Origin of the sequence: Snodgrassella sp. CFCC 13594 (genome assembly GCF_001590725.1) — a bacterium.
Classification (GTDB): Bacteria; Pseudomonadota; Gammaproteobacteria; order Burkholderiales; family Neisseriaceae; genus Snodgrassella.
Window position 1 is genome coordinate 39112 of sequence record NZ_LQXR01000002.1, and the last position, 12411, is coordinate 51522.

Below are 12411 nucleotides of genomic sequence, written 5' to 3' on the forward strand. Positions count from 1 at the left end.
CCCATGAAAACTCAACAAAACCTGCCACACCGCCCATGGATGATGATTGCTGCAATGTCTTTGCTATTGGCCAGTTGTGGCAGCATCAATAAGCCCTCCGCATCCAGCACAACAGAAAAACCCCGAGCAATAGTCGGCTTGGCATTGGGCGGCGGTGCTTCCAAGGGATTTGCCCACATTGGGGTCATTAAAGTTTTGCAAGAAAACCACATCCCCATCAGCGTCGTCACTGGCACCAGCGCTGGGGCGATCGTGGGCAGCATGTATGCATCCGGTATGGGCCCAGACCGCATGTCTTTAGAGGCGCAAATTTTGGGAAAAACCGACTTAGTGGATCCGGTCATTTCCACCACAGGCTTTATACGAGGCCAAAAACTTCAAAATTACATCAATCAAAAAGTCGGTAACCGACCGATACAGGCTTTCCCGAAAAAATTCGCCGCAGTAGCCACAGAATTTGGTAGCGGGCGCATGGCCGTGTTTAACCGCGGCGATGCAGGCCAAGCGGTGCGCGCGTCGGCCAGCATTCCCAATGTGTTCCAGCCCACTACCATTAATGGTAAGCGCTATGTTGACGGCGGCTTGGTGGCGCCAGTACCAGTGAGTGCGGCGAGGCGGTTGGGGGCCAATGTGGTCATTGCTGTAGACATTTCGGCCAAGCCAGCCAAACTATCCAGCACCGGTTTCTTTTCTTATCTGGATCAAAGTCTCAACATCATGAGCACAGCGGCACTGCATAATGAATTAAAGCAAGCCAACGTGGTGATTCGGCCACAGGTACAGCGGCTGGGCTCGGTAGGTGGCTTCGATGAAAAAGAACAAGCCATCCAGCTGGGTGAGCAGGCCGCCCGCGCCGCGCTGCCGCAAATTCGCGCAGCGCTATCCCGCTATCGGACCAACTGAGCCCCACCGCCTAACCAATGACATTGTTTTGAAGGAAACAACATGACACAACAACAAGCACAAAAACGCGTGGCGGCACAACACGAAGATTTAGCCGACAAACTTAATTGGTTGCGGGCAGGGGTGTTGGGCGCCAATGATGGCATCGTTTCAACGGCAGGCTTGGTATTGGGGGTTGTGGGTGCCACAGATAATCATACGGCCATTTTGGTAGCAGGAGTGGCAGGCTTGGTGTCGGGCGCATTGTCGATGGCAGCCGGAGAATATGTATCGGTGTCCACGCAGCGCGATACTGAACGTGCTGCCGTCAAACACGAAGCAGCAGAACTACACCAAAAACCCAGTGCTGAATTAACGGAACTCACAGACATTCTGGAAGCCAAAGGCCTCAATCGCGGCATCGCTTTTGAAGCAGCCCGTGAGCTGACCCGACAAAATGCGCTCGCCGCCCATGCTGAAATGGAACTGGGCATTCGCTTAGGCAGCTACACCAATCCTTGGCAGGCAGCCATTGCCTCGGCCATTTCATTTTCACTGGGGGCTTTGGTGCCACTGCTGTCTGTATTGATGGCTACCGCCCAAAACGCCTTATGGGTAACGGTATTGGCTGTGGCCATTGCCTTGAGCATCACCGGCTATACGTCAGCCAAACTGGGTCACGCACCAACTCGGCCAGCAACGTGGCGCAACGTGGCCGGAGGCTTATTGGCCATGCTGGTGACTTATGGCATCGGCCGTTTGATTGGCAGCCAATTCTTGGGTTAGTGCCATGATGCATGCAGGGCTGCCTGAAACATTTTCAGCATCGCCCAGCAGCCGCTTTTCCCGTATAATACACGCCTATTTTCAAGAACATATTGTCTGGAATCATCAGCATGGAAGCCGAACGCATCAATCAATTGAAGAATCAATTAGACGACTTGGAAACCCGCAGCCACGACATTCGGGGGTATCTTTGACTACGACGGCAAAAAAGACCGTCTGGAAGAAGTGGTGGGTTTGTCAGAAGATCCCGATCTGTGGAATGACCCCAAAAAAGCACAAGAAATTGGTAAAGAACGTAAGCTATTGGAAGGCATTGTACTCACGCTGGATCACATCCACAGCGGCATAGACGACAATCGCCTGCTTTTGGACATGGCAGTAGAAGAAGGCGATGAAGATGGCTTTATGGCGGTCGAAACCGACGTGGCCGAATTAGAAAAGCAAATGGCCGATTTGGAATTCAAGCGCATGTTCAACCAGCCGGCTGACGTCAACAACTGCTTTATCGACATTGTGGCCGGGGCTGGCGGCACCGAAGCCGAAGATTGGGCCGGCATGCTGTTGCGTATGTATTTACGCTATGCTGAACGCAAAGGCTTTACCGTAGAAATCTTAGAAGAAGACGAAGGCGAAATCGCCGGTATCAACCGCGCCACCATCAAACTAGATGGTGAATATGCCTATGGTTTACTGCGCACCGAAACCGGCATCCATCGATTGGTTCGCTATTCGCCATTTGATTCCAATAACAAGCGTCATACCTCGTTTGCATCCGTGTTTGTCTACCCAGAAGTGGACGATAGCTTTGAAATCGAAATTAACCCAGCTGATTTGCGCACCGATACCTACCGCGCCTCAGGCGCCGGCGGCCAGCACATTAACAAAACCGATTCAGCGGTGCGCATTACCCATGAGCCCACCGGCATTGTGGTGCAATGCCAAAATGACCGCTCTCAGCACCGCAACCGCGAAGAAGCCATGAACATGCTGAAAGCCAAATTGTTTGAACGCGAAATGCGCATCCGTAATGAAGAAAAACAAAATTTAGAAGCCAGCAAAGACGACGTGGGCTGGGGTCATCAGATTCGTTCCTACGTATTCGACTCATCACGCATCAAGGATTTGCGCACCGGCTATGAAGTGGGCAACATCAAAGCCGTGATGGATGGTGATTTGGACGGCTTCATTGAAGCCAGCTTGAAACAAGGCGTGTAAGCGCCGCACAGGCTGCCTGAAACCGTTCAGGCAGCCTGTTTTTATATGATTCTATTCTTTTAACAGTAGAGAGCGCCATGATTAATCCTTTAACCGCACTGTCCCCTTTAGATGGCCGCTATGCCAAATCTGGCGAAGATTTACGGCCCATTTTTTCCGAATACGGGTTGATGCGTGCACGCGTACAGGTTGAATTGAGCTGGCTCAAAGCCTTGGCCGCCGAACCCAAAATCACCGAAGTTCCGGCATTCAGCACCTACACCATCAGTGAAATAGACAAAGTAATTGCTGGATTTTCGGTAACCGATGCCGAGGCGGTGAAAGCCATTGAAGCCACCACCAATCACGATGTTAAAGCCATTGAATACTGGCTCAAAGAGCGCTTCTCCGGCGTTCCTGAAGTATTGGCTGTGAGCGAATTTATTCACTTTTCCTGCACCAGTGAAGACATCAATAATTTGTCACACGCCTTGATGCTGAAAACAGCACGCGATGAAGTATTGCTGCCCAAATTAAGCGAAGTATCCGCCCTCTTGCGCGACTTGGCGCATGAACATGCTGCTTTGCCGATGATGAGCCGCACCCATGGTCAACCGGCCACACCCACCACACTGGGGAAAGAAATAGCCAATGTGGTGGCACGCTTAAAACGCCAAATCGGATTCATCAAAAACCAAGAATTTCTGGGCAAAATCAATGGTGCCGTAGGCAACTACAACGCCCATTTGGTGGCCTACCCCGATGTTGACTGGGAAGGCCACTGTCGTCGGTTTGTGGAATACGATTTGGGTCTTACCTTCAATCCCTACACCATCCAAATCGAGCCGCACGATTACATGGCCGAGTTTTTCCAAGCCATCAGCCGCATCAACACCATTTTGATTGACTTCAATCGCGACGTATGGGGCTACATCTCCATCGGCTACTTCACACAAAAAGTCAAAGCAGGCGAAGTGGGCTCATCCACCATGCCGCACAAAGTGAACCCCATTGACTTTGAAAACTCAGAAGGCAATTTGGGCATGGCCAATGCAATTTTGGGCTTTTTGGCCGAGAAGCTGCCTATTTCCCGCTGGCAACGCGACCTGACCGACAGCACCGTATTGCGCAACATGGGTGTGGGCGTGGGCTATACCATACTCGGCTTAGCCGCGCATTTGCGTGGCCTGCGTAAATTGGAAATCAACCCAGCCGCCATCCAGGCCGACTTAAACGCCACATGGGAACTATTAGCAGAACCCATTCAAACAGTGATGCGCCGCTATGGCGTGGCCAATCCCTATGAGCAATTAAAAGAATTGACGCGCGGCAAACACGGCATCACCCCCGATACCTTGCGCTTATTTATCCAGCAATTGGCCATCCCAGATGATGCCAAAACCCAGTTGTTGGCTTTGACGCCTTCCCTGTATGTGGGTAAAGCCCAAGAACTGGCTGAACGCATTTAAACAAGATTCATTTAATTGATTGATTGAATCCCAAGGCTGCCTGAAACCCTTTCAGGCAGCCTTTTTTTATCTTTATCATCAAGGCAAAACCATCTTTGACTCATATCCAGTAAAGCGCGGAAATATACACCTCAATAACGGCATATACTGACCACGTCAAAATCAGCAGTGGCAACAAAAATAATCACGCAACGGTTCTGCATGCTTGCAACCAGATTCTCAATTGGCTGCATCCCAGATTAAGAACCGCATGCCCCAAAATCACCGCAGCAGGATTGGTTTGCACAAAAGCGCAAAACCATCGAAATTTACGAATAAGTATGGTAAATACGCATTATCTACACAGGAGAAACAGCATGACACAAACATTAGGACATTTTATCAACGGCAAATTAGTGGCGGATCATACGCGCACGCAAGCAGTATTTAACCCAGCCACCGGAGCGGTCAGCAAGCAAGTGGCCTTGGCTAGCCCGCAAACCGTTGCAGACGCCATCACAGCCGCGCAACACGCTTTTGTTGAATGGCGAGATACGCCGGTGATGAAGCGGGCGCGAGTGATGTTTAAGTTCAAAGAGTTGCTAGAACAACACCGCGATGCCATTTGCACCTTGATTGGCGAAGAACATGGCAAAATCTTGCATGATGCCGCCGGTGAACTACAGCGCGGCATTGAAAATGTGGAATATGCCTGCGCTGCGCCCGAATTTCTCAAAGGCGAGTTTTCTAAAAATGTGGGGCCTAATATTGATTCTTGGAGTGAATTTCAACCTCTGGGCGTAGTGGCCGGCATTACGCCTTTTAATTTTCCGGCTATGGTACCGTTGTGGATGTTTCCCATGGCCATCGTCTGCGGCAATACCTTTGTGTTGAAACCGTCTGAGCGCGACCCCAGTGCCAGCTTGTATTTGGCCCAATTACTGCAAGAAGCAGGGTTACCAGATGGGGTATTTAATGTCATCAATGGCGACAAAGAAGCCGTAGACACATTATTGACCGACAAAAGAATCCAAGCGGTGAGCTTTGTGGGCTCGACGCCAATAGCCCAATATATTTATGCCACCGCAACCGCCAATGGCAAGCGCTGTCAAGCCTTGGGCGGTGCCAAAAACCACGCCATTGTGATGCCGGATGCCGATTTGGATAATGTGGTTAACTCATTATTAGGCGCGGCATTTGGTTCCTCAGGTGAACGCTGTATGGCTTTATCAGTGGCGGTGTGTGTGGGGGATGCAGTGGCCGATCAAGTGGTTGCCAAAATCAGCAGCGCCATGCAATCCCTCAAAGTAGGCGTGTTTAGCGACACCAGCAATGATTTCGGCCCCGTGATTACCGCTGCCCACCAAGCCAAGGTTGAAGGCTATATCGCCAGCGCCGCCGCAGAAGGTGCAACGATTGTGGTGGATGGTCGCGGCGCCAAGCCTTTGGGCTATGAACAAGGTTTTTTTGTGGGCGCCACGCTAATTGATCATGTCACACCCAATATGGTGAGCTACCAAGAAGAAATTTTCGGCCCAGTTTTACAAGTGATGCGCGTCGCCACCATGCAAGAAGCCATGCAACTGATTAATGACCACATCTATGGCAACGGTACTTGCATCTACACTCGCGATGGTGAAGCTGCACGCTATTTCAGCGATCACATTCAAGTGGGCATGGTGGGCATCAACATCCCCTTACCGGTGCCAGTGGCCTACCACAGCTTTGGCGGCTGGAAACAATCGTTGTTTGGCGATTTGTCTGCCTACGGCCCAGATGGCGCACGTTTCTATACACGCCGCAAAACCATTACCCAGCGCTGGCCCACTTCCGAAATTCGAGAAGGGGCCAGCTTCTCGATGCCCACACTTTAATCTCATTTAAATTAAGTAATGTATTCCTAGGCTGCCTGAATGATTCAGGCAGCTATATTTTGAGCTAATATACTATTTATTAATCACATTCTTTATCCCAGCTAACCAGCCCTTTTCAATACCACACATGGATAACCAAATTTATTTTATTTTTATGTAAATTTAAATGGGATATATTGCCAAGGGCATTTTATGCAGTATCATTAATATGCCCATGGTTTACCATGGTTCAATGACCATTTAAATTGATTAAAGGAAAAATTTATGTCGACAAATTACGATAATGCAGTTGCTGAAATGCTGAATATCGATGGCGCCTTGGCCGCAGCAGTTGTGGATTTTGACAGTGGTATGATGCTTGCTGGTGGCGGATCAGGTGCCATTGATTTGGAAATTGCGGCGGCCGGTAATACCGAAGTGATGCGTGCCAAACGCAAAACCATGGGCATGCTGGGTTTGAAAGATGAAATTGACGACATCTTGATTTCATTGGGGAAACAATACCACCTGATCCGTCCATTGAAACGTTTGGATGGCTTATTTTTGTATTGTGTATTGGACAAAAACAAATCCAACTTGGCTTTAGCCCGCCGTGGCTTGATTGATGTGGAACGCAGCTTAGACCGTTGATCGCATATAAATACTATCCATAATAAAAATAATTCGACTTATCCATAATATGAATAATGAAGGACAATCATGCCTCAAACACTCATCAAGGTATCCGGTGTCGGCAACGAGGATAATGCACGCAAATTGGTCGCCGAAGGCGAACAATTTCCTGGCGTCCGCCTGATAAATGTCAACACCAATGATGGCCGCGTGGTCATCACCCATACTGATACTTTCGATTTGGAAAGTTTCAAACACAAATTAGCTGAATGGGGTCTGTCCGCAGAATAAAATCAACCCCATCCAACCAAGGCTGCCTGAAACATTCAGGCAGCCTTTCTATTAACATCTATTCCTAACAACTCGTCCAAGCATCCGGCCTTTTCATCGGCAACCGCTCATTATGTATGGATGTCCATTACAGCGATGCCAATATAGGGATTAAAGTGCGCTACAATAGCAACCACATGGGCATGAGCAGCCGTTTGGCTCCGCCACGACACTTGCACCGCCTACAACGACGAATCAGGATAAGCCATGTTTGGATTTTTCAAGAAAAAAAAGCCGGTTGAAGAAACCCAAGAATCAGCCGTTGAAACCAGCCAAGTCAAACCACAACCCTATAACAATGATGTCTTCCCAAGTGATGATTTACCAGGTGAAGTCAATCCGCCGCTAACCGAAGTCCAAAAAGCCACAGTAGCTGAGCAGGAAAAACAAAATCCCATCAGCGGCATGGTGAGCGATTTATTGGATACCGAGCCGAATCTGCCGCCGCCTTTACCCAACGATCAATTTCCAGCCGATGACGGCGAAAAAAAAAATAGTACCGAAACAGTAACCACAGATTCACCATCAGCATTACCCCATGCTGCATCCGAAACCGTGCAGCAAGATTGGGTATTGCCTGCAGCAATGACGCCAACACTACATTCCGGTGCCTCCGCAGTTGCGGTGCCCGAGGCAGCTACTGGCGAAGAAACGCCCATAACACAAGTCGAATCAGAAAAAACATTCACCGCGCCGACAGACTTGGCAAAAACAGAACCCGAACAGCCTGCAAAGCTCGGATGGGCCGCCAGACTCAAACAGGGCCTGAGCAAATCGCGGAACCACATGGCCAAATCATTGGCCGGGGTATTTGGCGGCGGGAAAATTGATGAAGACTTATATGAAGAGCTGGAAACCGTATTACTCACCAGTGACATGGGCATTGAAGCCACAGAAAAGCTCTTAAAAGAAGTACGTGATCGCGTAAGCTTAAAGGGTTTAAAGAATGCCCATGAATTGCGGGGTGCCTTAAAAGACGCGCTTTATGAATTGCTCAAACCTTTACAACAACCTTTGGTCATAACCCCATCGGCACAACCGTTTGTGGTTATGATGGCCGGCGTGAATGGGGCAGGGAAAACCACCAGCATTGGCAAATTGGCAAAATTGTTTCAATCGCAAGGCAAAAGCGTGCTTCTGGCCGCTGGTGATACTTTCCGTGCGGCGGCTCGCGAACAATTACAACAATGGGGTGAGCGCAATCAAGTTACGGTGATTTCTCAATCTTCGGGCGATTCCGCAGCCGTGTGTTTTGACGCTGTGGAGGCAGCAAAGGCTCGCGGAATTGATGTGGTGTTGGCGGATACGGCCGGCCGATTACCCACGCAATTGCATCTGATGGAAGAAATCAAGAAGGTGAAACGGGTGTTGCAAAAATCAATGCCAGATGCGCCCCACGAAATTATGCTGGTATTGGATGCCAACGTGGGCCAAAACGCCATTAACCAAGTGGTTGCCTTTGATGATGCATTGGGCCTCACTGGATTGATTGTGTCTAAATTAGACGGCACGGCCAAGGGCGGTATATTGGCTGCATTGGCTGCCAAACGCCCCATCCCTGTGCGCTTTATCGGTGTGGGCGAAAGCATTGATGATTTACGCCCGTTTGATGCACGCGCCTTTGTCGATGCGTTAATCGACGATGAACATTAATTTTTTTCGTTAACCTTCAGGCAACTGCTATTCACTGGCAGCAGTTTGAAATCACGGAACGCAACATGATTCGCTTTGAACAAGTTTCCAAAACCTATCCGGGTGGTTTTCATGCGTTGAAAAACCTCAGCTTCAACATCGACAAAGGCGAGATGATTTTCATTGCTGGCCATTCTGGTGCTGGCAAGTCCACCGTATTGAAACTCATCAGCGGCATCATCAAGCCCAGCCAAGGACACGTGTGGCTCAATAACCAAGATTTAGGACACTTAGGCGACAATCAGCTCGGCTTTTTACGACAGCACATTGGGATTGTCTTCCAAGACCATAAAATTTTGTTTGACCGCACAGTACTGCAAAATGTATTGCTGCCCTTGCGCATCATTGGTTATGACGCCAAGCAGGCCGACAAACGCGCGCGCATCGCTATTGAAAAAGTGGGCTTGGGCGGGCGCGAGCTGGCCGATCCGATTACGCTTTCTGGTGGTGAACAACAGCGCTTGTGCATCGCCCGAGCGTGGTGCACCAACCTAGCCTATTGATCGCCGATGAGCCATCAGCCAACTTAGACCGCGCATACGCATTGGACATCATGGAACTCTTCAAAACCTTTCATGAAGCAGGCACCACCGTCATGGTGGCTGCACACGACGAAAGCCTGATGGCCGACTATGGTCACCGCATCATCCGTTTGCAAGACGGGAGGTTATACGCATGATGCCTTATCTATCACTGCACCGTGAAGCTGCCGCCAAAGCCTTGCGCCAGTTATTCAGGCAGCCCATGGGTACTTTGTTGATTTTGCTCATGCTGGCCATTGCCATGACTTTGCCGTTGGCTTATATTTGGGCGTGCAAAGCAGCCAACAGGTTTTGGGTAAACTCAATGAAGCGCCCACCATTACCCTGTATATGGAATTGAATGCCGATAGTGCCAACAACCAAGTGGTGCAACAAGCATTGAAAAAAAATGCCCACATTGCCCAGGTGGATTTTGTCGATAAACAACAAGGCTTGGCTCAGTTGCAACACAGTATGGGCGAGCAGGATTTGGTCTCCATGCTCGACAGCAATCCGCTGCCAGATGTATTTGTGGTGACACCGAAAAACGACACGCCCGATGCCCTCAAAGCCTTGGCAGCGGAGTTGGGCCGCTTACCCATGGTGGAAAGCGTGAAAATGGACGCGGAGTGGATGCAGACCTTGTACCAAATCGACCAATTTGTGCACCAAATTTTGTGGTTCCTCGCCATCACCTTAGGCGTAGCCTTTGTATTGGTGGCCCACAATACCATCCGTTTGCAAATTCTCAGCCATCGTGAAGAAATTGAAATCACCAAATTACTGGGGGCGCCTGCCTCTTTTATCCGTCGCCCCTTTCTCTATTTGGCGGCATGGCAAAGTCTGTTGTCCGCGGTCATCAGTTTGGGCTTGTGCTGGTGGTTAGTACGGAGTACCCAGCCTTTGGTAACCGCCATTTTTAAACCATACGGCATTGATTTGGCTTGGCGCTACTTTACCGGCACAGAAATGGCCGCTGTCTTGGTGTTGGTTTGCGGCTTAGGCGTCGCCGGTGCTTGGCTGGCCACCCAGCAGCATTTATTGAGTTTCCGCGCCAAACGCTGATTTGCACCCCTTGCGAATGGCGTTGGAACAGATGGCGAGAATCATCAAAAGCGTGATCTAACCTATTGATGAAAGAAAAAATCAGGCTGCCTGAAACTTCAGGCAGCCTGATTTGACCATTATTCGCACGCCGTTTATGCCTGCGGTCATATTAAGGTTGGGGTAAGTGATTCAACAGTGCCTTCGCTTCGTTATTGCCTTGCTGTGCCGCCAATTGTGCATAATAACGGGCTTTCGCTTCATCTTTCGGCACACCATCTCCCAAATAATACAGTACCGCCAAGCTCTGCTGCGCACCCGCATGTCCTTTGGCCGCAGCTTGTTGCCACAATGCGCTGGCTTTTTGTGCATTTTTACGAACCCCTAGCCCTTTAACATACATAAAACCCAAATTATTCAAGGCTTCTTTATGGCCGGATAAGGCAATGGCCTGTTCATAATAGCGTTTGGCCAAGGCATAGTTCATTGGGATGCCGTCGCCCCATTCATTCATTAGGCCCAAATTGTAAAATCCATCAGCTGAATTTTGCCGTGCTGCCAACTGAAAATAATGCTGTGCCTTGAGCGGGTCGCGTACCACCTCTTGCGTACCATGGATATAAACCATACCCAGCCATACTTGTGCTGGCGCATCACCTTTTTGGGCCAACTCAATATAGCGAGCTAGAGTAGGGGCGGCCGTTAAAGATGCAACGAATGCCACACTCAGCACAATACTCAAAACCAGGCTGTATGATTTTGTTTTCATTCTCGCCCTTCTTTTACATAAAACAACAGCATAAACACTAATCAATGCCCATGCAAAAAGCTGCCTGAAACTTCAGGCAGCTTTGCTCATAAGCACGCAACAGAAGGCCGGATATGAACCATCATCCATCCAGCCGCCACTGGGTTTATTCAAACAAGTCGCGCAGTTTATCCATAAAGGATTTTTGGCGGGGTGTTTGTGCTCGGTCCATGCCCGTGGAGATTTTTTCAAATTCTTCCAGCAATTCTTTCTGTCGATCGGTCAAATTCACCGGTGTTTCCACCACAATATGGCAGTACAGATCGCCCACAGCGGCAGATCGCACGGATTTAATGCCTTTCCCACGCACACGCATGCGCCGCCCTGTTTGCGTTTCCTTGGGAATATTCAGTTTGACTTTGCCATCGATTGTGGGTACCTCTACTTCACCACCCAGCGCTGCAATAGTGAAGCTAATGGGCAGTTCACAATGCAAATCCATGCCATCGCGTTCAAATACCTGATGGGCACGCACACTCACCAATACATACAAATCACCTGCAGGCGCACCATGTGAGCCTGGCTCTCCTTCACCACTCAAGCGAATACGCTGACCATCATCAATACCGGCGGGAATCGATACTTCCACGGTTTTGCGCGTTTTCACGCGCCCTTCACCGTGGCATTTCAAACACGGATTTTTGATTTCGCGGCCAGTACCATGACATTGCGGACAAGTTTGCTGAATTTGAAAAATGGCCTGACGCACATGCACCGTGCCACTGCCACCACACATCGAACAGGTTGTGGCCGATGTCCCTTCTTTAGCACCGCTACCATGACACACATCGCATTCTTCATAAGTGGGAATGGTGATGGTTTTTTTGACGCCATGAGCAGCCTCTTCCAAGCTGATTTCAATGTTGTACTGTAAATCAGCCCCTTGATAATTGGGCTGTCGACCACCACCTGCGGCACCACCAAACATCTGGCTAAAAATATCGCCAAAATCGAAGCCACCAGAAAAACCGCCGGCACCACCCATGTTGGGGTCTATCCCGGCATGGCCATATTGATCATAAGCCGAACGTTTTTCTCGGTCAGACAAAATGGCATAGGCCTTTTGTACATCTTTGAATTTTTCTTCCGCATTCGCATCATCCGGATTGCGGTCGGGGTGGTATTTCATTGCCATTTTACGATAGGCTTTTTTGATTTCCTCATCGCTGGCCGTGCGGGTCACGCCCAGCACTTCGTAAAAATCAATTTCGGTCATGGTA

At 49.6% G+C, this 12411-nt stretch carries 10 protein-coding genes and 2 pseudogenes; 10 read left to right on the forward strand and 2 right to left on the reverse strand.

Annotated features, from left to right (window positions below; all coding sequences use genetic code 11):
- Positions 1–3: 3 nt before the first annotated feature.
- From A2F46_RS01865 to ftsX, 10 genes and pseudogenes are all read left to right on the forward strand, one after another.
- Positions 4–903: a patatin-like phospholipase family protein gene (locus A2F46_RS01865; protein ID WP_066565975.1), complete on the forward strand. Its 900-nt coding sequence runs from the start codon at positions 4–6 to the stop codon at positions 901–903.
- A 42-nt stretch (positions 904–945) separates the two neighbouring features.
- A complete protein-coding gene (locus tag A2F46_RS01870) occupies positions 946–1668 on the forward strand; it encodes a VIT family protein (protein ID WP_066565977.1) in 723 nt (240 codons plus the stop codon).
- A gap of 110 nt (positions 1669–1778) precedes the next feature.
- A protein-coding gene (gene prfB / locus A2F46_RS01875; RefSeq protein WP_156471535.1) for a peptide chain release factor 2 occupies positions 1779–2883 on the forward strand; the annotation gives its coding sequence in 2 pieces (ribosomal slippage) (positions 1779–1859 and positions 1861–2883; 1104 coding nt in all).
- Between the two features lie 77 nt (positions 2884–2960).
- Entirely contained in the window at positions 2961–4331 is a 1371-nt protein-coding gene (gene purB, locus A2F46_RS01880; RefSeq protein WP_066565979.1) for an adenylosuccinate lyase, read from the forward strand.
- Between the two features lie 356 nt (positions 4332–4687).
- Positions 4688–6184, forward strand: coding sequence for a CoA-acylating methylmalonate-semialdehyde dehydrogenase (locus tag A2F46_RS01885; RefSeq protein ID WP_066565981.1), 1497 nt, complete (start codon positions 4688–4690; stop codon positions 6182–6184).
- Between the two features lie 264 nt (positions 6185–6448).
- On the forward strand, positions 6449–6814 hold the full coding sequence (locus A2F46_RS01890; protein ID WP_066565983.1) for a hypothetical protein: 366 nt from the start codon (positions 6449–6451) through the stop codon (positions 6812–6814).
- 69 nt (positions 6815–6883) lie between these two features.
- The gene (locus A2F46_RS01895; RefSeq protein WP_066565984.1) at positions 6884–7087 is read left to right on the forward strand and encodes a hypothetical protein; all 204 of its coding nucleotides are present in this window, start codon (positions 6884–6886) and stop codon (positions 7085–7087) included.
- A gap of 246 nt (positions 7088–7333) precedes the next feature.
- A complete protein-coding gene (ftsY, locus tag A2F46_RS01900) occupies positions 7334–8779 on the forward strand; it encodes a signal recognition particle-docking protein FtsY (protein ID WP_066565985.1) in 1446 nt (481 codons plus the stop codon).
- Between the two features lie 65 nt (positions 8780–8844).
- Positions 8845–9497 (forward strand): annotated as a pseudogene (locus tag A2F46_RS01905) (cell division ATP-binding protein FtsE).
- Positions 9488–10404, forward strand: a pseudogene (gene ftsX, locus A2F46_RS01910) (permease-like cell division protein FtsX). Before A2F46_RS01905 ends, ftsX begins: the two co-directional pseudogenes overlap by 10 nt.
- A 151-nt stretch (positions 10405–10555) precedes the next feature.
- Here ftsX and A2F46_RS01915 read toward each other — a convergent pair.
- A complete protein-coding gene (locus A2F46_RS01915; protein ID WP_066565987.1) occupies positions 10556–11152 on the reverse strand; it encodes a tetratricopeptide repeat protein in 597 nt (198 codons plus the stop codon).
- 145 nt (positions 11153–11297) lie between these two features.
- Entirely contained in the window at positions 11298–12407 is a 1110-nt protein-coding gene (gene dnaJ, locus A2F46_RS01920; protein ID WP_066565989.1) for a molecular chaperone DnaJ, read from the reverse strand.
- Positions 12408–12411 lie beyond the last annotated feature (4 nt).